At 37.6% G+C, this 21915-nt stretch carries 20 protein-coding genes; 12 read left to right on the top strand and 8 right to left on the bottom strand.

Going from position 1 to position 21915, the window contains the following annotated elements:
- Window positions 1–10: 10 nt before the first annotated feature.
- From B0A64_RS10025 to B0A64_RS10015, 3 genes are all read right to left on the bottom strand, one after another.
- Window positions 11–298, bottom strand: coding sequence for a hypothetical protein (locus B0A64_RS10025; RefSeq protein ID WP_089479362.1), 288 nt, complete (start codon window positions 296–298; stop codon window positions 11–13).
- 11 nt (window positions 299–309) lie between these two features.
- Window positions 310–801: a hypothetical protein gene (locus B0A64_RS10020; protein ID WP_146198399.1), complete on the bottom strand. Its 492-nt coding sequence runs from the start codon at window positions 799–801 to the stop codon at window positions 310–312.
- Between the two features lie 155 nt (window positions 802–956).
- Window positions 957–1544, bottom strand: coding sequence for a Crp/Fnr family transcriptional regulator (locus B0A64_RS10015; protein WP_089479360.1), 588 nt, complete (start codon window positions 1542–1544; stop codon window positions 957–959).
- Window positions 1545–1915: 371 nt separating this feature from the next.
- Between B0A64_RS10015 and tssD the strand changes: the two genes are divergently transcribed.
- From tssD to B0A64_RS09970, 9 genes are all read left to right on the top strand, one after another.
- Complete coding sequence (gene tssD / locus B0A64_RS10010) at window positions 1916–2311, top strand: type VI secretion system tube protein TssD (protein ID WP_089479359.1); 396 nt, start codon at window positions 1916–1918, stop codon at window positions 2309–2311.
- A 117-nt stretch (window positions 2312–2428) separates the two neighbouring features.
- Window positions 2429–4276: a type VI secretion system Vgr family protein gene (locus B0A64_RS10005; RefSeq protein ID WP_089479358.1), complete on the top strand. Its 1848-nt coding sequence runs from the start codon at window positions 2429–2431 to the stop codon at window positions 4274–4276.
- A 6-nt stretch (window positions 4277–4282) separates the two neighbouring features.
- A complete protein-coding gene (locus B0A64_RS10000) occupies window positions 4283–4615 on the top strand; it encodes a DUF4280 domain-containing protein (RefSeq protein ID WP_089479357.1) in 333 nt (110 codons plus the stop codon).
- A gap of 42 nt (window positions 4616–4657) precedes the next feature.
- Window positions 4658–5353: a hypothetical protein gene (locus tag B0A64_RS09995; RefSeq protein ID WP_123875906.1), complete on the top strand. Its 696-nt coding sequence runs from the start codon at window positions 4658–4660 to the stop codon at window positions 5351–5353.
- An 11-nt stretch (window positions 5354–5364) separates the two neighbouring features.
- Window positions 5365–6141 carry a tetratricopeptide repeat protein gene (locus B0A64_RS09990; protein WP_089479355.1) on the top strand — a complete coding sequence of 259 codons (777 nt, stop codon included), beginning with the start codon at window positions 5365–5367 and terminating at the stop codon, window positions 6139–6141.
- 37 nt (window positions 6142–6178) lie between these two features.
- Window positions 6179–6955 carry a tetratricopeptide repeat protein gene (locus tag B0A64_RS09985; RefSeq protein ID WP_089479354.1) on the top strand — a complete coding sequence of 259 codons (777 nt, stop codon included), beginning with the start codon at window positions 6179–6181 and terminating at the stop codon, window positions 6953–6955.
- 52 nt (window positions 6956–7007) lie between these two features.
- Complete coding sequence (locus B0A64_RS09980) at window positions 7008–7769, top strand: tetratricopeptide repeat protein (RefSeq protein WP_165769791.1); 762 nt, start codon at window positions 7008–7010, stop codon at window positions 7767–7769.
- 99 nt (window positions 7770–7868) lie between these two features.
- Window positions 7869–8579 carry a tetratricopeptide repeat protein gene (locus B0A64_RS09975; RefSeq protein ID WP_089479352.1) on the top strand — a complete coding sequence of 237 codons (711 nt, stop codon included), beginning with the start codon at window positions 7869–7871 and terminating at the stop codon, window positions 8577–8579.
- 1 nt (window position 8580) lies between these two features.
- A complete protein-coding gene (locus tag B0A64_RS09970; RefSeq protein ID WP_089479351.1) occupies window positions 8581–9543 on the top strand; it encodes a hypothetical protein in 963 nt (320 codons plus the stop codon).
- A gap of 14 nt (window positions 9544–9557) precedes the next feature.
- Here B0A64_RS09970 and B0A64_RS09965 read toward each other — a convergent pair whose 3' ends face one another.
- The 4 genes from B0A64_RS09965 to B0A64_RS09950 form a co-directional block, all read right to left on the bottom strand.
- The gene (locus B0A64_RS09965; protein WP_089479350.1) at window positions 9558–11321 is read right to left on the bottom strand and encodes a peptidase associated/transthyretin-like domain-containing protein; all 1764 of its coding nucleotides are present in this window, start codon (window positions 11319–11321) and stop codon (window positions 9558–9560) included.
- A 779-nt stretch (window positions 11322–12100) separates the two neighbouring features.
- Window positions 12101–13447: a TolC family protein gene (locus tag B0A64_RS09960; protein WP_089479349.1), complete on the bottom strand. Its 1347-nt coding sequence runs from the start codon at window positions 13445–13447 to the stop codon at window positions 12101–12103.
- On the bottom strand, window positions 13437–16556 hold the full coding sequence (locus B0A64_RS09955) for an efflux RND transporter permease subunit (RefSeq protein ID WP_089479348.1): 3120 nt from the start codon (window positions 16554–16556) through the stop codon (window positions 13437–13439). The genes B0A64_RS09960 and B0A64_RS09955 overlap by 11 nt, the downstream gene beginning before the upstream one ends.
- A gap of 5 nt (window positions 16557–16561) precedes the next feature.
- Window positions 16562–17626, bottom strand: a complete 1065-nt coding sequence (locus B0A64_RS09950) for an efflux RND transporter periplasmic adaptor subunit (protein ID WP_208863531.1) — start codon at window positions 17624–17626, stop codon at window positions 16562–16564.
- Between the two features lie 370 nt (window positions 17627–17996).
- Between B0A64_RS09950 and B0A64_RS09940 the strand changes: the two genes are divergently transcribed.
- From B0A64_RS09940 to B0A64_RS09930, 3 genes are all read left to right on the top strand, one after another.
- On the top strand, window positions 17997–19037 hold the full coding sequence (locus B0A64_RS09940) for a sensor histidine kinase (RefSeq protein ID WP_165769790.1): 1041 nt from the start codon (window positions 17997–17999) through the stop codon (window positions 19035–19037).
- Between the two features lie 8 nt (window positions 19038–19045).
- Complete coding sequence (locus B0A64_RS09935; protein WP_089479345.1) at window positions 19046–19807, top strand: LytR/AlgR family response regulator transcription factor; 762 nt, start codon at window positions 19046–19048, stop codon at window positions 19805–19807.
- 210 nt (window positions 19808–20017) lie between these two features.
- Window positions 20018–21010 (top strand): hypothetical protein, encoded by a 993-nt coding sequence (locus tag B0A64_RS09930; protein ID WP_123875905.1) that lies wholly within the window; start codon window positions 20018–20020, stop codon window positions 21008–21010.
- A 58-nt stretch (window positions 21011–21068) separates the two neighbouring features.
- Here the strand turns inward: B0A64_RS09930 and B0A64_RS09925 are convergent, their stop codons facing one another.
- Window positions 21069–21911, bottom strand: coding sequence for a sugar phosphate isomerase/epimerase family protein (locus tag B0A64_RS09925; RefSeq protein ID WP_089479343.1), 843 nt, complete (start codon window positions 21909–21911; stop codon window positions 21069–21071).
- Window positions 21912–21915: the final 4 nt, after the last annotated feature.

Genomic DNA, 21915 nt, shown 5'->3' with positions numbered 1-21915 from the left:
TTCTGACCAATTATTTATTAGGTATTTTAAAACCTACTGCCTTAAAGTCTCCTGCCATTTCAATAAAATGAACAGGTGCAACAAAAGGTAAATTTGCCTTCCATTGGGCTAAATTGTCCTGATTAATTCCGTAGAGTGCTGCATGAAATTTATGCGTTCCGGCAGGAAACTTTCCCACACAAATGCAATAAGGTATTTCTTTATTGGCAAAAAAATCATTTGCTTTCCGAAACGTGTAATCTCCTCCAACGCTGGAATCTTCAAAACGTATTTCTTCAATTACGGCATCATTTCCCATTTCAGTCCAGTCTACTGTAGTGCTTCCGCATTGCTGGCAGATAGGCAAAGGCGGCCGTCCAATTCATATTGATAACCTTCGCCATCAGGCAAATAGCCAAATACTTCTGCACTGTCCATTTGCTCGCCTGATGTCATCACGGTGGTAATCATTAAATCAAGATTGTCTAAATTTGTTCCGTTACGAACAAGAGCCTCTTTGACGTCAACATTCATCTGGTGAAAACAAAAAGGATAACGTTGCGTGTTGCTCGAGCTGGCATAATCAATTACATTAATTGGTTTTTTACTCAATTTCCCTGCAATATCAGCAGCACAAACAATGATTGCACCTGCTGCTACGTTGTGCAAAACGCTACCGCTTTTACGAATATATTGGGTGATTTTTGGATTATGCTCAGAACGCATATATTCTAAAACATCGCTGTAACCCTGTTCTTTTGCAGTTGCAGCAAATTCTTTACGTTCGCATGCACGAGAATTTTGTGCTGCTCCGCGACGCAAATTTACAGCCATAGCGTTGTAGGCATCATCCAGAGTTTTTTCAGAAATACCGTGTTTTTTTAGGTATAATTTGCTTATTCAATAGCAATATTATGAAGTAAATAAATGTTATCGCTTGAATTAAGACAAGAAAAAAAGAAAGAAAAAAACTTATTTTATGTAAGTTTTCGTTTGAGTTTGCTATACCAGGCAGGAGTTATTCCCATAAAACTTGCTATATCCTGAGATTGAAAGTGCCTAAAAATAAAGCTGTAGTGTTTAAGAAACCATTGAAAAAAATCAAGGCTGGAAAGCGCGATGAGATGGTTTTGAATTAAGTGGTGAGTCTGGAGATACTCTATGGTATTCAGGAATGTAAGTTTTGCTAAAAAAGGATATTTTTCTATACAGGATACAGCAAAATCACGTTTAAACTCAACCAATTGAGCATTTTCATTTGCTTTGATATAATAGGCTAAATCAGAGCTTTCTTTTTCTGTGAAACTGTTTCCGATCATTGGAAAAAAAGTTTCTGTATGAAACATAGTTGCACGATCGTCGCCTTGGGGAGTAATAATAAAGCGCAACAAACTACCTTCAATAAGTACAAAAGTATGGTTTTGCTTAGTGTGGTTTGAAAAAAGGATCTCTCCTTTTTTTAGTATTACAAATTGGGCATTTTTTTGCAACTCCTGAAGAAATTCTTCAGGAAGCTGGTTTTTAAACTTCATTCGAATATGTTCTATAATGCCGTTAGGGAGCATACCAACTTTTTTGTAAATAATTAATGCAAAATGTAAGAAGAACAAAAGTATATAATTTTTTTAGATCTCAATTTTCAATAAAACTTATCGACAGCAATACAATTTATGATGTATGTGTTTTTTGTTTCTTATTATGTATTTTTTATAAAAAATCTTACAAAAAATTATGATATATTACAATTTATTGTATTTTCGTACAATATAGTTTATTTAATAATATATTATTCTTACAAATTAACAAATAAGAAATACTATGGGATCGTACTGATATAATAGCATCTATCAGGATCTGTTTTTTTGTTATAACAGTCAAACAAGATAAAAAGGATGGAGACAGAAACGTTTTTTTTTAATAATTAAATATTTTTATTATGGCATTTAAAGCAATTTTAGAATTTGAAGGACAAGAGTACCAGGTATTATTTTCAAAATTAGATATGATGAGACATACAGATGGTAAGGGAGCGGTTTCGTCTGAAATAAAAGGGGGCAGACTAAATCTAAAAGTAAAATCGACAGACAATACTACCGTTATTGAGCAGGCAGTAAACAGCCAGCACAAAGCCGTAAGTGGTAAAGTAAAGTTTTTTAAGCCGGATTCTGAGCAGGTTATGAAAGAGCTTACTTTCGAGAATGCTTTTATTGTATTTTTTAGTGAGGTAATGGATGCTTTAGAAGAGATACCAATGATTACCGAAATTACATTCTCTGCCGAGAAAATTTTGCTTGGCAATGCAACTTTAGACAACAATTGGCCTAAAATCTAAATTTAGTCCATTGGCGGGAAACGGCTACTATTGCTGTTTCCTGCTTTTTAGTATTTCGAAGTCATTCGGATTTTTTTACCAGCAGCAAATTACTTTAATATTTTATCAGCCGTAAACATGCAACAGGAAAATATAACTTTTGGAATTGAGGGTAAAGAAATTTCACATTTTACCACTATCGAACTGCATCAAAGCATTAACAATCATCATAAATTTGTTATAAAAGTACCGCATACGGTCATAGAAAAACCAATGGCCTACACCATAAAAAATGCCCGAAAATGGATGGGCAAAACGGTGCATATTGTTTTAGAAGACAAAAATAATTTTTTGGGTATTATCACCAACATTCAATTTGCGCAGCAGGATGATCAGGTAGGCAATCAAATTATTGTTTCGGGTTTTTCTAAAACCATCTTGCTGGAATCAGGCAAAAAACTGCATTCGTGGGAAGATACAAGTCTGCAGGAAATGATCCGGGAAATTATTAAAACCGCTGCTCAGGAGCAATTACAAAACGATATTGTACCGGAATATACCTCAAAAATAAGCTATCAGACCCAGTATCTGGAAACTGATTTTGAATACATCAAACGATTGGCAAAACAATATAACGAATGGCTGTATTATGATGGCGAAAAGTTGCTTTTTGGCAAACCTTTAAGCAGGGATAAAACGGTGAACCTGACCTTTGGCAAAAACTTGTTTAAGCTAAATATTATGCTGGAGGCGAGTCCGGTTCAGTTTAGTGCTTATACCTACAATGATGATATCAATAAATTGTATCAGGCTCAAACCAATACTGAGATCGAAGGATTGTCAAGACTGGGCAATGAGGTTTTCGAAAGCTCGCAAAAACTCTACGCTACTGCCTCTTTTGAGTACGGAAATCTGGCTACCGGATATGATATATACCTCGAGCAAAACCTGAAAAAAAGACAGGAAAGCGCCATGGCAGAAGCGAATTATATAACCGCTACAAGCCGTAACACCCAATTAAAAACAGGTACTTTTATCAGCATTGATGCACGCGAAGAAATGAGTGTAAATACAGCACATTTAAGCGGATTGGATGTCACAAAAACCAATTATAGAAATCAGGAAATAGGGCAATACATCATTACCGAAATTATGCATCAGGTCACGGATACCAACGAATATTCGAATCGTTTTAAAGCTTTGCCGGCTTCTGTAAAAAGATTACCGGAACCGGAGATTGCACTACCGCAGGCACAAATTCAGCAGGCAAAAGTGGTAGACAATAATGACCCTAAAAATCAGGGACGCGTGCGGGTCAAAATGCTTTGGCAACAAGTAAGAGGTGGTCGTACACCGTGGCTGCGAATACTAACACCGGATGCGGGTTCGAGCGAAGCAGTACCCGGCAATCGCGGTCTGGTTACAATCCCGGAAGTAGGCGATGATGTTATGCTGGCTTTTCGATACAATGATCCCAACAGACCCTTTGTGTTAGGCAGCGTTTTTAACGGTACTACTGCCAAAGGAGGCGGGGCTCAAAACCACATGACCAGCCTGAGTACCAAAAGTGGCAATGCCATAAAACTAAACGATAACGAGGGCAGTATGTACCTCACAGATCAGGGTGGCGCCAATATGAAATTTGACGGCGCAGGAAATTCCATCACCAACGCCCATACAAGTTCTACTATAAATGTAGGCGGAAAAAAAGGCGAAGCGCCACAATCGTTTCTTAAAATGGATGCCGACGGCAATATTGTTTTAGAAGGAAAAACATCTATAAAACTAAAAGTAGGCGAACATTTATTGTCAATTGACAACGAGGGATTGGTACAAATAAACGGAAAAGACCTAAAACATACCGCTACCGAAAGTTTTGATTTGCAGGCAAAAAAAGTGAATCAAAATGCAGAGGGCGACAATTTTAAAATAAACAGTGACCAGAATGTGATCTTAAGCGGAGGAATAGAAGTTAAAATAAAATAAAAAATTATGCACTATCTTAAAAACAATGCCTTACTAGAATGTAGCAAAGGGCTATTATCGTCTGTACTAAATGTGACGAGTAATACCAAAATAAAAAACCGGGATGGCTTTTTTGCTACCCACCAGGACAATACCGCAGGTGTCAATATTACCCATTTTGGGTTGTGTGCCATAGCCGGAACCTGCCAGTTGAACCTCGCATTGAGCGGGCAACCTTTGCAATGGATCAATACGGTGCCCAAAGTTACCATTCTGGACATGAAGCCACTCTCTGAGGCTTCGAGATGCATTTGCCCAATGGGCGGGATAATTGCAAGTACGAACTCAGGTCAAATTTAATATATGGGAGCAGATTCAGTATCATCGACATTACCGTTTTTTATGGCTGTCGAAGCGGCAATAGTTACATTTTTCATGGCAGATTTTTGGAATCCGCTGGGGTGGATAGCAGGAGTTATTGCAGCGGTTCTTATTGTCGTCATTGGCATACTGTGGGTCATAGACCATTATGAGCAGATAATGGCTTATGTTATTCCGGTACGTGATGCGACCGCAGGCTGGGTTAGGGAGGCGACAAGCTGGTGTAGCGAGACCGCCAACAAAGTATGGGATTATTTTGTAGAGGTTCCCGTAGCAATACCTTTTCCGGAGACTAAACCTCTTGCAGGACCAATAGACAGGCCACTACCCATAACCATACCTATAGACACCACAAAACCTTCTGAGGGCGGGCCCTGGAATGTATATGATGTACATATTATTGCTCCCGGAGTATACGGAGATTATCAGAGAGGATTTCCTGATAATCCTGTTATGCTTATGATGTTCCCGCCGGAAATCTACAAATACGGACGCACCCGATACAGCTCTGTCATGAGACGGTATGAGGCTTTCCGGTGGACCAGTAAAAAAGAAGCCATGATTTTAAGAAATTTAGAAAAAAATATTTTTGGTGCCTTGGAATGGTATGCAACGCGCACGAACAATTTTCAGTCTATTTTTATAGAAAAAGGACTTATCACGGCTTACTATAACCTGATGGGCAAATACCCACCGGGCAATACAGGACCTTATTAAAATAAAAAACTATGGAGAACAAAGAAGTAAAAAAGATACTTCGCGATGCTAAATACAGTCGTGACAATGGCGATTTTGCCAATGCGCTCGCACTGTTGCATGCGCTCAACAATGCGTTTCCGGCACAGGCAACCTATCGCTACTTGCTCGCGGTAACCTATTATGAGGGCCGCAATCTGGAGGCTGCATTATTGTATGCCAGAGAGGCACTCGCAATCGACGAAAAACACAAAGAAACCTACGAACTGCTTGGCGATATCTATACCAAACTGGAGGACAAAAACCTGGCGGAAGAAAACTATCTCTATGCCTACCAGATTGATCCGGAATATACTTTTGTCGAAGAAAAATTGGTAAATCTTTATTTAAAGAAAGAGAATTATGATGCTGTTGTCAAAATATGCGACAACATGATGCGCTATATCCCGATCGATATCTCGACTGTAAAATCGAGAGGGCTCACCATGATTTATTACGGTGCACTTATAAAAAAAGGAATGGCATTAATATATCTGAAAAAGTATCCAGAAGCGATTGATGCTTTGATTTATTTGATTGAATTTGATAAAATTACAAAGTCACCTTGGTCAGAGGATCTCTATTCTTTTTTGGATAGAGACGAATATATATCCTTATTTAAGATGTGTTTTAAACTAAAAAATGAGGAAAAAACAACTGAATATAAAACGATAATAACAGAACACTACAACGTAACTCAGGAAGAAATAACAGCATTAGAAAAAGAAGCAGAAAATGATATTATGATGCCGCAGCAAAAAAAGTGGTAATCTGGCGATAAGCAAATAGAAAAACGGGGATAATAACATGCAAAACAAAGAAGTAAAAAAAATACTGCGCGACGCTAAATACAGTGGTGACAATGGCGATTTTGCCAATGCGCTCGCACTCTTGCACGCGCTCAACAATACGTTTCCGGCACAGGCAACCTATCGCTATTTGCTGGCGGTAACCTATTATGAGAGCCGGAATCTGGAGGCTGCATTATTGTATGCCAGAGAGGCACTCGCAATCGACGAAAAACACAAAGAAACCTACGAACTGCTGGGCGATATCTATACCAAACTGGAGGACAAAGACCTGGCGGAAGAAAACTACCTGTATGCCTACCAGATTGATCCCGAATATACTTTTGTCGAAGAAAAATTGGTAAATCTTTATTTAAAGAAAGAGAACTATGATACTGTTGTCAAAATATGCGACAACATGATGCGCTATATCCCGATCGATATCTCGACTGTAAAATCGAGAGAGTTTACCATGACTTATTATGGTGCACTTATAAAAAAAGGAATGGCATTAATCTACCTGAAAAAATATCCAGAAGCGATTGATGCTATGATTTATTGGCTTGATTTAAAAATAATTATAAAATCTCCCTCATCAGACGAGGCTTATTCTTTTATAAATAAGGATACATATATCTCCGTATTTAAGATGTATTACAAATTAAAAAATAAGGAAAAAACAAGCGAATATAAAAAGATTTTAACTGAACACTATAACGTAACTCAGGAAGAAATAACAGCATTAGAAAAAGAAGCAGAAAATGATATTATGATGCCACAGCAAAAAAAGTGGTAGTCTGGCGATAAGCAAATAGAAAAACGGGGATAATAACATGCAAAACAAAGAAGTGAAAAAAATACTGCGCGACGCTAAATACAGTCGTGACAATGGCGATTTTGCCAATGCGCTCGCACTGTTGCACGCGCTTAACAATGCGTTTCCGGCACAGGCAACCTATCGCTATTTGCTGGCGGTAACCTATTATGAGAGCCGGAATCTGGAGGCTGCATTATTGTATGCGAGGGAGGCACTCGCAATCGACGAAAAACACAAAGAAACCTACGAACTGCTGGGCGATATCTATACCAAACTGGAGGACAAAGACCTGGCGGAAGAAAACTATCTCTATGCCTACCAGATTGATCCCGAATATACCTTTGTTGAAGAAAAATTGGTAAATTTTTATTTAAAGAAAGAGAACTATGATGCTGTTGTCAAAATATGCGACAACATGATGCAACATATCCCGATCGATATCTCGACTGTAAAATCGAGAGGGCTCACCATGATTTATTACGGAGCACTTATAAAAAAAGGAATGGCATTAATATACCAGAAAAAGTATCCAGAAGCGATTGATGCTTTGATTTATTTGATTGAATTTGATAAAATTACAAAGTCACCTTTGTCAGAAGATCTCTATTCTTTTTTGGATAGGGAGGAATATATCTCCTTATTTAAGATGTGTTTTAAACTAAAAAATGAGGAAAAAACAAGCGAATATAAAGCGATTCTAACAGAACACTATAACGTAAGCGATCAAGAAATAACAGCATTAGAAAAAGATGCAGAAAATGATATTATGATGCCACAGCAAAAAAAGTGGTAGTCTGGAGATAAGCAAATAGAAAAACGGGGATAATAACAGGCAAAACAAAGAGGTAAAAAAAATAACTCAATTCATAACCTTAAATAAAAAAGACAGATAATGGATCAGAATGATTTACACAAGAAAATACAGAACATAGAAAAAATTTCGAGGGCACACTTTAAAAAAGAAGAGATAAGAGAGGCAATACTTACTTACAAAGAATTACAGTTTTTATGCCCTAAAGACGAAAAATATTATTCGACTTATTTACGGTTTTTTAAAGAAGAAGAAATCGTTATTGCCGAATTTTTGCAGGAATCTTTTACCGAGATTTTAGAAACCTGCGAGAGGGCCATAAAAAATCTTACGGCAGATGAAGTGCCTTTTTTTTATAAAAGAAAATTAGAAACCTATATCGAACTTATCGATGGAAGTTTTGGGAGTTGGTATACCAAAAACAAAGATCTGACAGATCAATTTATAGGCGAAATGCTACAAAAATATCCGGAGAATATCTCTGTGCTCAAAAGACTGCACAGGTTATACGATGTGCTGGGCAGAGACGATGAAGCAGCAACACTATTAGACAAAATGTATAAAATGACCAATGGTAATGATTTTAGGGTGATGATCTTGAAAATTGGTGCTCTAAAAAATACCCAAAATACAGAGGAAGCCATAGAAATACTCGAAACCTATGTCGAGAAATACAAAGACGGGGCCAATAATCTAAAAAATATTTATACCCAACTTATCGCTTTGTACAAGAAAATAAACAACCATGCAAAAGCAAATTATTACGACACGCTATTAGATAATATAGATTAAAATGAAGATAGAAATACAAGAGACAGAACCTGTAGATTATAATTTTGCGTATAAAAAAGACAGTTTTTATAAAACAAAAGCGTTATTGAAAACAAAAAGCAACGGTAAATTTAATCTTAAAATCAATACAGATACCAATTTAGAATTGGTTTTTAAAAGCAAAATTTACAACAATACTATTTCAACTGATCCCTTGGTATTTAGCCCCGTAAAGCTTAATTACGATGTAGAATCGAACTTGTATTTTATAAAAAACAAAGAACATATCAGGCAACAATGGGATCGCTATAAAGAGAAATATCGAAATAAGAGTAATCTGGCTACGTTATTACTATTCGAAAGATTATATTTTTATATTCCCTTAGGATTAGAATATGATCTGTTATCGAATGGTGCATATTTGCCCTTTTTTCTAAACATATACGATCAGGAGCTACAATCAGACACTGTTTATGCGGGTATGAACTGGGTACACTCTCCTTTGAATTTACCCTTAAAAATTAATTATGAATTTGATTATCAAAGAGAAAATGTAACTTATTTTGGAGGTCAGGTGATATTGGATGATCAAAAATTAGCGAAACTTATAGCCGATAAACATTTTCAGAAACACCTGAAACCGTATCATTATACCAAAGATTTTACCATTGAATCTGATATTAAAATTGCCTATAATACAGAAACGGGATATATAATGTCGTCTCTATTTTGGCTGAAAATTTATAGTAAAGCCGAAGAAATCAATGAAGAAATTGAATTTGAGGTTGTAGAGGATAAAAAAGATAATCTGTTAGCGTTTCATAGTTCTAAACAAAATTATAAGAGTAACCTTCCTGATTCGCCAAAACGTATCGAAGAAAAAGAAGCAGAGAGTAAGAGACTATTGGTGTTATTGTTATGTTTATTATTGGTTCTTTTTATGTTTTTTGGAGCGTTACTTTATTTAACGGAAAGCAAAAATTAGATCCTTTTATGGCATTAAAACAGGGTTACGCCAAAACTCCATCCCATCCATCCGCTTAACCCTTTGCTGTTTTCTTTGATCACAGTATACCGTTTTGTACGATCCTGAACAAAAGTAGACATATTGTTATCCGATGCATTTTTGTCGCTGCTTTGAGACGAATACACATTAAAAGCAGGTCCCGCAGAAAGTGCCACTCCTTTGAATATGCGGAAACTAAAAGAAGAATCGAACTTATTCAATGTGTTTAAGCGGTCCCAATTTCCTAAATAAAGATAGTGCGTACTAATTTCCGGATTATAGGTAAAACGATTGCCCAGTTTAATATTTGTTCCTAATCCTACCCCAAAAGAAGTTAGCTTTTCTTCGCCTTGTCGGTCACTTCGTCCTACCGTTAGAATAGTGTAGAGCTTATTGTCTCCCGTTTTTACAGAGAGATTGAGATCTGAAATTTCATTGCTGGTAATACTGATTTTTTTGTATCCGTTCTTTTTAAAATTTAACAGACCAAAACTATATCCTGATGGTGACCCCGTAATATTGATCAGTCCAAACTGAACTCCGTTTAATTCCTTGGCATAATTTAAAATTCCGGCAATTTGAGCCCCTCGAACCGCTTCGTTCCCAATGTTATAAATTCCGGAAATTTGCAATCCGTCCTGAGAACAATTGACAGTATTATGAATAGCGGCCATTTGCATTCCTTTAGAATCGTTTTGTACACTGTTGAAAATACCGCTTATTTGTAACCCTATTTGTGATCCTTTTACGCTATTGTGAATTCCGCTCATTTGCAAACCTTTCAGATCACCAAATACATTATTATAAATTCCGGCTAACTGAACTCCTTTTACAGTTCCTCCCACAGTATTAAATAGTCCTGCCATTTGCAAGGCATCAACATTCATGCGGTTAATATTGTACAGTCCTGCCATTTCCAGTCCGCGAACCCCACCGGTATAACCTCCTAATAAGTTCAAAGAAAAATTACTGTTTATTTGAGAATTCATCATACCCCGTGTGCTCAAACTCGGAATCAGGGATGCCTGTACAGGAACATTAGAGATAAAGCCTCCAAGGTTAAGCGATTGTATTTTTTGTTTAGAAGAAATAAAGAAACGACCAATTCCCGTTCGTTCAATTTCAGAGAAATCACCATCGACATAATCCGTGGCTGATTTTCGGGAACCCATCTGGATCTTAATTTCAGAGAGAAAAATCGTCGTGATCGTTTTATAGTTTTCCTTTACAACGGTGAGTTCGATGCTTTGTGGTATGTTTTTTAGCTTTAGTTCAAAAAAGCCATCCTTATCGGTCAGGGTAGATTGCAGCGCATTCCTTTCGAGAACACTGGCATTCTCGATTCGTTTGTTGGTTTTTGCATCCATTATGTAGCCACTTACAATTTGTTGATCGCCCACAACACTGTTTTTTTCTAACACCAGTGCAAGGTCTAAAGGAGCATAACGGAGAATAATAAAGCCTTTCGATTCTTTGTATTCATACCGGTTGTTTAATAACTGATCCAGGATTTCTTTTATGGCATACTGATCTGCATGAATGCTTACCAGACTGTCTTTTACGACTAGTTTACCGTAATACGCAAAGCGAAAATTTCCTTTTTGCTCCATAATGTCGAGCACATCACCTAATGGTTTTTTATCGGCATGTACCGACATTGGGGTGTCCAGCATGGCTTGTGCATAAACAGGGGAAAAAATACCTGAAATAAGTAGTAATAAAATCGATACAAAAGTGAACTTTGAATTTTGGAGCATAAAAAAAAGAATTACTCTAATAGAATTTGGTTACCATTGCGTACAATATCAATCATAAAGTCTCCTGAGCGACTTCTAAAGCCTGATCGTTATATACACTACATAATTCAATCAAAGATAGAAATACTTTAGATATTCAGCGCTTTAATTTCAGGTGTCAAAAAGCATATTTGAGGACTAAAATAAGATTGTTCAGTCATTTTTTTACTACAGTGAAATTGATAATTAAAGATCTTTACAAGATATAGATAACTTAATTAATAAAATTTATGATGTCCTTTTTTATTATTCTTGTTGTGAAATTCTTTTGTATCCTGTCGCATTATTTGATTAGTTATGTGCTGGATTTTACTAAAACATCACAAGCCGAACTTATTCGTATTAATTCTTTGTGCAGGATGGAGGTAACCATTTCCAGAGTATGCGCCTGATATTTTATTTCTTCATAATAGCAAAGCACATACAGTGAGCGTGCTGGCTTCTGTATTTTTTGATTTAAAAGTACCAATGGTACTTTTTAGAACAATGATTAAAAATATTGGATTTTTTTTTCAGGAAATATAAGTACAATCACAAATCAATCAAAAAGATTGTCTGCATATCTGATCCTGTGACGGAGGATCATTGGTACCAAAGTTTTTGATGTTGCAAAAGAAGTTGTTGTTTATACTATCTTTTAAAAAAAAACTTAAGTTATGCCAAATTAAGAAAGAGCTGTCTACAAGACAGCTCTTTCTATTTGAATGATCTAAAAATCTTTATTTGATTTTAAGCATTTTCTATTTTGTCTGCCCGGCCAGATTTCGAAGTTCAGCAATTGCTATTGTATTAGACAATTTTGCTGTGTACAAATCTGTTTCTGCTTCTGCCAGCTGCGATTTTGCTTCCAGAAGAGCTGTTTTTATACCCAATCCTGCATCTTCCTTATCTTGCTGCTCTTTTAAGGCATCTTTGCGGTAGCCAACCAATTTTTTGGCCGACGCTATAAGACCTTGTGATAATTCGACTTTGCGCCAGGTTTGGTCAATAGTACTGTTAACCTGCTTTTGGGTGTAGGTGATGGTTTCTTCGGCTTGCCTGAGCTGAAACTGCCTTTGATTTTTTAACTCATTATTAGAGAAAAGGTCCTGAAGATTCCATTTTAAGCTTAGCCCTGCAAAGGGGCTGTTTTTGGGTAGAAACGGACTTCCTTGCTGTACATAATAACCTGCCACAAGTCCAAAATCAGGGAGGTTACTTTCTTTTGCCGCCTGTATGGCCAATACTGCTTTTTCTTTTTGCAGCCTGGCAATCTCCATATCGGGATTATGATCCGCCAGATTTTTATAATCGTTCACAGCAAAGGTGTTTATATTGCCCTGCTCTTCGTCCTGGGGCTGCAGTACTACTATAGAAAGGGTAGTGAGCCTGCTTAATTCCGCAAGGTAATCTTGCAGTTGAAATTCAATTTTCAAGAGATTTTGTTCCTCGCCGGCGATCACAGCCTGAAGACCGGAAAGATTAGCCTGGATGGTTTTGCCTGTAGTTAAAGCTCCCTGAGCATCATATAAGCGGGACTTTGCCAATTCTAGCTTTGCCTTTGTGGCATCAGTTTGTTTTTGGGCAATTATTGCCCCGTAATACAATTGTTCTATGGCAAGCTGTAGCTCCAAGGCTGTTTTTTCTTTTTCTGCCTGTCCCAGTTTAATATCAACCTTGTCCATATTCAGCCCAGTATTTATTTTGAATAATTGTGTTACGGGCTGGTAAAAGTTCAGTCCAACATTATAGCTTCCTTTTTGACCTGTAGGAAACTTACTTGCCTGTGAGGGCAACAGCTGGGTCTGGCCATTACCGGTATCAATTGTTCCTAATGAGCCCGCAGGTATTGTGATCTCGGGTTGATTAAAACTATATTGGTAGGTTCCGTCAACTATTGCCGAAGGATATTGTTTTATTTTATTTTCCTTAAGCTTGCTCATTTTTTCCTGAACCTGATATTCTTTTATCCTGATCAGGGAGTTATTTTTTTTGGCAGCTTCTATGAGTTCTTGTAAGGAATACGATGATTCCTGGGCAGATAAGCGCAATGAACCCAGTAATATGGCACCCAGTAATTGCAGGCCAGTTTTTATTTTATGATTCATGTGGCATACTTGTTTTATTATTTTCTAAAATGTCTTTTTTATCATTCTCGTTTATGATCCCTATGTACATTACAGGTACAGTAAGCAAAGCCATTATCATACTCCACACTACACCAAAGGCCAGTACACTTGCCAATGGTGCCCACATAGGCGATTTTGAAATGATCATGGGCAGTACACCCACGGCAGCTGCCATGGCGGTAAGAAAGATGGGACGAAGCCTGCGTTTGGCTGCTTCCATAGCGGCAGTTTTTATATCCATTCCCTGTTTGAGCAGGATGTTGGTATAATCTACCAAGATGATGGCGTTACGAACGACAATACCCGATAGTGAAATGATTCCGATAAAAGCGGTAAAACTGAAGTTATTGCCCGTTATAGCCAGACCCAGTATCGCTCCAAACAAACTCAACGGAATGGTGGCCATAATGATCAGTGCTTCTTTTATGTTTTTGAATTGAAACAACAGAATAAAAAAGATCAGTACCAGACTTAAGGACAATGCCATTACCATATCGCTTTCTGTTTCTTCTTTTCCACCTTCTTCTCCACCATATTCTATGCGGTATCCATTAGGAAGTTTAAGTTTGCTTATCAGAGGTTTTACCTCTTCAAGAAGTTCTGCCGGGAGAACACCAAATTTGGTTTCGCTTTGTACGGTTAATGTTTTCAGGCCATTACGATGCATGATTTTACCACTTTGCCATTGCGGTTTGAGCTCGGCAATTTGTCTTAAGGGTACCTCAGCATTGGTAATTGGCGAGTTGAGATAAATGTTTTGGAGATCTGCCGTGTTGCGGCGTACAGCTGCATTGAGTCGCAATGAAATGTTGATGGGATTATTGCCCTCATACATGATTGAAACCGGTGTACCGCTGAACCCTGTAAAAACAGATTGGGCTATGCCGCTGGTTGTGAATCCCAAACGGTCTGCTTCCTGGTTTGGCGTTATTTGTATACCATAATAATCCTCTGCAAAATCATTTCTGACCAGACGTCCTCCTTTGGCTTTTCGTAAAATATCTGCTATTTGTTCCCCTGTGGTTTTTAGCTGTGTTAGATCATCGCCTATAATACGTACTTCTACCGGTGCTTTTAAATCAGATCCCTGCTGCATTAATTTGACAAAAAAGGTTCCGTCAGGGGCAAGGTGTTTTACTTTTGCTGAAAGCTCCTCTGCCATTTCTTCGGTAGTTTGCTCAGTGGTGGTATTAACCAGAATCAAAGCATAATTAGAGGTTGTCATCTCTGGCGAAAAATTATAATAAAACCTCGGTGCCGATGTTCCTGTAAAAGTGGCATAGGATAAAACTCTTTTGTCTCCTTTTATCAGTTTTTCCGCTTTTAAAATAGCAGTACTTGTTTTTTCGAGTTTAGTCCCGGTAGGCATCCACAATTCTACTATAAACTGGTTGCGTTCTGCCGGCGGAAAAAACAGATCACGAACCCCGTATTTAAATACCACACCGGTAAGCATTATAAATACGATGCTGGTGATAATGGTAAGTTTAGGATGTTTTACACACCATGACAAAGCTGTATTATAGCCATCCTGCATGTAGGTCAGGATTGACTTTTTTTCTTGATGAGCTGTGTGTTCGCCTCCTTGGTCATTATGCTGGTGCAGTCCTTTTTTGATAAAGGTATAACACAGAAGAGGAGTAAGGAACAAGGCCACAAAATAAGATGCAATAAGGGCTACAGCTACTGTGATGGGTAATGTAAATATAAACTCTCCGGTAGAACCTTTAATGAGTACCATTGGCATAAATGAAGCAATAATGGTAACAGTTGCGGCAAGTACAGGTATAAGCAAATCATGTGCACTGCGCCATGCTGCGGTCCATCGGTCCAGACCTTCATCCAGGAGTTCGACATAATTATCTGCAATTACAATGGCATCATCCACAACCATACCCAGCACCAATATAAGACCCGCAAGTGAAACCTGATGCAGTTCAATACCCAGTGCGTTCAAAATGGCAAAAGTCAGTGCCACGGTCATTGGTATTGCCATTGCCGATACAGATGCAATGCGGAACGGCAGTAACAAAATAACTACCACAATAACCGATAATATAGCAAGGAAAAACTCCTTGATAAAGTGTGATATGTTTTCGTCAACCAGTGTTGGTTGTGATACCAGTGTGGTGATTTTTATATTCGAGGGCATTAGTTTTTTTGCCTCAGCTATCTTTTTTTCGACTTCCTTACCAAAATCAACGATGTTGTTGCCTTCATGCATTTGTATAGACAAAAGCATGGCTTTATTACCATTTACCGTTATCGTACTTTCCGGTTCGGTATATCCTCTTTTAAGCTCTGCTACATCACCTAGTTTTACCGGTGAACCGTTAGACGAAGTACCTACAATTTTGTTGGCAAGTTCTGTTTCGGTATGAAAGTAACCATCGGTGTACAACGGGGTTTTACTGTTGGAGGTTTTAACTTCTCCGGTAGCATCTATCGTATTTTGTGCTTGCAGGACCTGGGCTACCTGACCGATATTTATGCCATATTGCGATAACTTGTTTGAGGAGGAGGAGATAACAACTTCTTCTTTTTGTTCTCCAATGCGTTTTATTTTAGAAGCCTGTTTTATGGTGCGAATCTGCTCTTCAACCTTTTGTGTATACCCTTTTAGCTGCTCATAAGTAGCATTGTTACTTTCCAGGGCTATCACAACAGCTTCAGTATCCCCAAAGTCAGAATCAACCATTGGTCCCTGGACACCTTGCGGGAGGTCGACTGCTTTTGAGTTCAGTAACTGATGTCTTAATTTGCTCCAGAATATATCGGGCTGTTTCACACGCTCTGTAAGCTCAACATTAATAACCACTGATCCGTCTTTAGTGGTAGAAATGGTTTTGTCTTTATCAACTTCTTCGTATTGAAAAAGATATTCTTCGAGTTTTTTGGTCACCTGTTCCTCTACCTGAGTAGAGGTTGCGCCGGGAAAGTAGGCTACGACCAGTCCGGTTCTAATGGTAATTTTAGGATCTTCACGACGCGGCATATTGAGCAATGAGTTAACTCCCACAGCAAAAAGCATCAACAAGACCGCCAGGGTAACATGTTTGTATTTAAGCGCTCCTTCTATAAAATTCATAATACTTATTTGTTTTCAATTGATATTAGCACACCATCAGAAAGTTTGGTCTGTCCTGATGTAATTACGGTTTCTCCAAGAGCCAGCCCGGATAAGATTTCGATTTTGTTGGCTATCATTTTGCCCAGACTTACTTTACGTTTAAAAGCTTTTTGCTCATTTTTATCCACAACATATACAAAGCTTTGGTTTCCAAGATCACTTATAATACATTCTGTAGGCAATTGAATACCTGTTTTGGGTTTAGTGATTATAATTCTGGCCTCGGCGATCATACCCGGACGGATCTGCATACCAATATTGGCGACTTCTATTTTTATGGTAAAAGCCCGTGAAGCGGCATCAGCAATGCTTCCTATTTCGGTTATCCTGCCTGCAAAGGTTTTGTCAAGCGCGGCAATATGTACATTGGCTGCTTGTCCAATATGCAAGCCGTTAAGTTCCCCTTCTGGGACAAAGGCCAGTACGGTAACTTTTTTAATATCAGACACAACAAAGAGTTCTGTTCCTGCATCAATAATTTCGCCTGTCTCGGCCTGCTTGCTTAGCAGTACGCCGTTAATTGGAGAATGCAGTTTTGTATCGTTTAGTTTTTTTAATTCCAGTTTTTGCTGTGCCTGTGCTTTTTGCAGTGCAAAACCTATTTTCGAGAAATCACTTTGGCTCAGGCTTCCTCTGCTGTGCAGTATTTTTAAACGTCCGTATTCATCGGTTACTTCACTTAGTTCTACATCAGCAAGCTGCTTGTTAAGGGCATAGTTGGTAGGATCAAGACTGGCTATTAGTTGTCCTTTGGTTACAAACTGTCCCACTTTGCTGGTTATCAGGTTGATTTTTCCAGGAACCATAAACCCCATTTTTACAGTAGTTGCACCTTCTATATTACCGCTTACAGAAATTTCGTTGGCCATTGATACAGCAGCTACTTTTTCTGCTTTTACTTGTATGGGATCCTCCGTTTCTTTTACCGGATCTTTTTTATCACTGCCGCAAGCTGCGCATAATACTGCTGCAGTAATGGCCATAAAGATGTTTTTCATGGTGTTTTTCTTTATTTTATTTTGTTTCATTTTTTTAATATTTCAGGCAAAACTAGATAAAGACCCTGCGCGTATTTTTGAAAAACTGACTGAACTAACGAAAATTGAAACTGAGATTCTGGTTAAGGGAACTGAATTAAAAAAAGGCATACAGGCTTTAAAAATAGCTGTGGGAGCAGGGATCTAAAGAAATTAAGGATACTCTCAAAATGTAAAATTTGATTTGAGTTTACGTATATTAGAGTTCAGATATAAAATTTACGGGTTGGGTTGTTTTTACACTTTAAGAGCTTTGTTTACTTACTACCTTGCGCTCTTAAAGACAGATTATCAATAGCGATAATTAAATTAGGAAGTGCTGTCTGGAATTATTTTATATATAATTATTAAATTTATGGTTATGCAGGCACATTATAAATATGTCAGACTATATGGTTATCCGGTTTTTGCACTGGTGCTTTATTTTATCATGATAATCATTGATTCTGATGCAGAGAATACCTTAGAATTAATGCTCTCTCATGCTACAGACTACATAGTCGAGGCATTGTTTTGTCTGCTTTTTACCATAACATTATTCGAAACGGGTTTGTGGCTCTCGAAGTTATCAAACAACAAATTTCATTGGTATACAAATAATGCTATACGTTTTAGCCTTCAGCTTATCCTTCATATAGCAATAGTAAGTGTGGTTATTTTATTATTCTTTACCATCGAACTCCCTAAAAGATATCATTATGATGACCTGACCATTCGCAGAGCTTTAATTTTTGGAGCTATTTTTTCGATATTGATCTCGACGGGTTTTACTGCCGTACAGTTATTCAGGAATTGGACAGAAAGCAGTCTTGAGGCAATGGAAATCAAAAAACAGGCACTTCAAGCGGAGCTTAACGCACTAAAGCTTCAGTTGGATCCTCACTTTCTTTTTAACAATCTCAGCACACTTACTTCATTAATTGAGGAAAATCAAGGTATGGCGGTAAAGTATGTAGCCAATCTTTCGGCAGTATATCGTTATGTATTGTCCAACAGGCATAAAAACATGATTGCCCTAAAAGTCGAACTTGATTTTATCAAAGAGTACTTGTTTCTTTACCAGATTAGGTACGGTGATTCTATTAAAGTAAAAATCTCAGACGAAAGTCTTTATTTATCCAGTTACATTCCACCCTTGACACTTCAGCTTTTGATTGAAAATGCCATAAAGCATAATTCATTTTCTCTGGTAACTCCCCTTATAATAACGATAAGTTATCAGGATCAATTGATTATTGTACACAATAATAAATCAGCAAAGTTTGCTAACGAACACAGCGAGGGAATAGGACTGGAGCATATTTTTCATAGTTACAGGCTTTTGGGAAGCAGTGTAATGCCAGAGGTTCATGATCTTGAAACTGCATTTGAGGTTAGAATCCCTTTGCTTAACAATAAATAAAATATTTTATGATACGTGCTTTAATTATAGAAGATGAACCGGCAAATGCTGTCAGATTGCAGAAAATGCTCCTTAAGGCCGAAGGAGAAATTGTAGTAGCGGGTATTTTGCAGACCGTTCGCGAGAGCATTACCTGGCTTAAAAACGAAGAGCATCCAGATGTTATCTTTATGGATATACGACTAACTGATGGTCTGAGCTTTGAGATTTTTAATCGTATTGATATAAGCTCTTATGTAGTTTTTACCACTGCTTATGATGAATACGCCCTTCAGGCATTTGAAGTAAACGGAATAGATTATCTTTTAAAGCCGATAGAGCAAAAAAAACTGGAGTTCAGCATCCAGAGGATTAAAGGTTTTATGACCAATAATGTAGATCAGAGTCTTGCTGATGTTTTAAAGAAAATGAGTACGTATAAGAGTATTTACAGATCCCGTTTCTTAATTAGTTATAAGGATTTTTATATCCCGATAGCGACCAATGACATTGCTTATTTTACTTCTGATAATAAAACAGTTTATCTCACCACACACGCTAACCAGCGATATGCAATCAGACAGAACCTTGACGAGCTCATAGAGGAGCTTGATCCGGATGAATTTTTTAAAGTTACCAGAAGATATATAGTCTCTGTAAAATCAATTTCAAAATTGTCTCAGTCTTTTGATTATAAGCTCAAACTTGAATTAATCCCTGCAGTAAATGAAATTATTTTACTGAGTCGCGAAAAGGGTATTTCTTTTAAAAACTGGCTCGACAGAAAATGATAACCTGACAGTCATTCCGGGAATTTAATTCTCAATTATTTCGTAAAACATATTTAAACAGATCGTAATTCGCAGGCATTTATTTAACACTTAAATGCTTTGAGCTTAAACGATGATAGTTTGAAGGGGCTTCTTGTGCCTAATTTTTTTTAAAAAAGTATCATGAATTTAGATCAATCAAATAAAAATTTTATTAAACCCATTCCAATTATGAAGAAGAAGTTATTGTTGTTCTCACCGCTATTATTATGTATGTATGCCAACGCTCAGGACAATGAACAAACAGATAAGCAAAAGATAGAGGCAGCAATTGCCGATAAATTTTCTTTTGCGAGGATTATAGATGTAAAATACACTCAATTCCTGCCAGCCGACTTTGACAGTGAACTTTATGATAAAGATTTTGTAAAGGGACGTATAAAAAATAAATCCAAATTTAATGCGATTGTCAATCTTCCTATTATTATGAAACCTACCTGGAATCTTACCGGATCAGCAGAATATAAATATGAGGCTGCAGATCTCGAGCAAGTAAAAGATTATAATGGAATACCACAGTCAACTTTTGACAAAAAGTATGATTTTCATTACCTCTCAGCAGCGTTAAGTTTTACTTATTTTGCAACGTTATTCGAAAAAACAATTATCTATAACGCCAGTCTTATAGTAGACGGGACAGAAAAAGATCCGCAGCGTATTAAAGGACTTGTGGGAGCTTCTATAGTATTGAAGGCCACCGAAAAAACTATAATTACAGTAGGTGTGATTGTTTTTGCAGACCCAACATCGACATTGCCTTTGTTTCCTACTTTTAGTCTTGAACATCACTTTGCTTCAGGATGGGTTGCAGATATTGTATTGCCACAACGAATATATTTTACGCACAACATATTCTCTAATGGCAGACTTTCGCTTGGGAGCGAACTTATTACAGATGGTTTCTACATGCAACCACAACAATCAGGACTGTCAAAAGTATTCGATTATCGCCAGATGGAGGTCAAATCAGGACTTACCTACGAACATTGGCTTGCCAAAGATCTGATCGCTACATTTAAGGTGGGGGTATCCAATGTTTTTAATTCAAGGCTTACCGAAAGAGGAAAATCTACCAATGATTATATTTTAGATACCAAGCAAGACGGTATGGGCTACTTTAGTCTTGGATTTTCATTTAATCCATTTACCAAAAAGAAAAAGTAACAACACCACAGTCTAAATTGGGTATTAGACTGTGGGTATAAGGAGAATATGAACCTACCTACTGATTCAAATTTTGTTTAAGAAATTCAAGACTTCCCGCAGCGAGTTCCTGCGCATTATGGGGAGATGTTTGCCACAATGAAACTGCCTGTTGCATACCGGGTACAGCCGATGAGAAATTTTCCAGGACCAGATTACCTTCAAAATCAATTTCTTTAAGAGCCTTAAAGAGTTCATCCCAATTTACAGTCCCTTCTCCCGGCATACCACGGTTGCTCTCGGTAATGTGCAGGTGTTTTAGCCGTTTGCCCGAAGCTATAACGGGATCATAAAAATTACGTTCTTCAATATTCATGTGAAAAGTATCGAGATGAACCGCCAGATTTGGCATCTTCGTTTTTTCGATAAGTTCTATCACGTTGGCAGCCGTATTGCACACGTAACTTTCATAACGGTTGATAGGTTCTATGCCAATCGTTATACCCAGTTTTTGGGCATAAAGAGCTGCTTGTTGCCAGGTATCGACAATAATTTGTTTTTCATCGCTGGTTATTGGGTTTCCTGAAAATACGCCTATGCCACCGTGTAATACCCCTCCTAAAAAAACAGCATCAAGAGCCGCTGTTTTATCGAGTGCTTTGCAGATTAATGCTAAAGCTTCTTGTGGGTAAAACGGGATATGTGCTTCTTTAGGCAAATTAAGGGAACAGGCTACAGCAAGGTTGTTTTCTATAAGTTGTTTTTTTACTGTTTTTGCATCAAAGTCCATACTATTGGGCAAGAGTATTTCGATCAGGTCAAAACCCGTCTGAGCAGTTTTCTGTATGGCATAATGTCCCGCTTCGGCTGTCCATAAAGGAGTTATCCAGGAGAGGAGCGAAGCCCCGAATTTTATTTTCATTTGT

It is taken from the genome of Flavobacterium araucananum (genome assembly GCF_002222055.1).
Classification (GTDB): Bacteria; Bacteroidota; Bacteroidia; order Flavobacteriales; family Flavobacteriaceae; genus Flavobacterium; species Flavobacterium araucananum.
The sequence above is the reverse complement of the archived record's forward strand: the minus strand, read 5'-3'. Positions and strand labels throughout refer to the sequence as shown.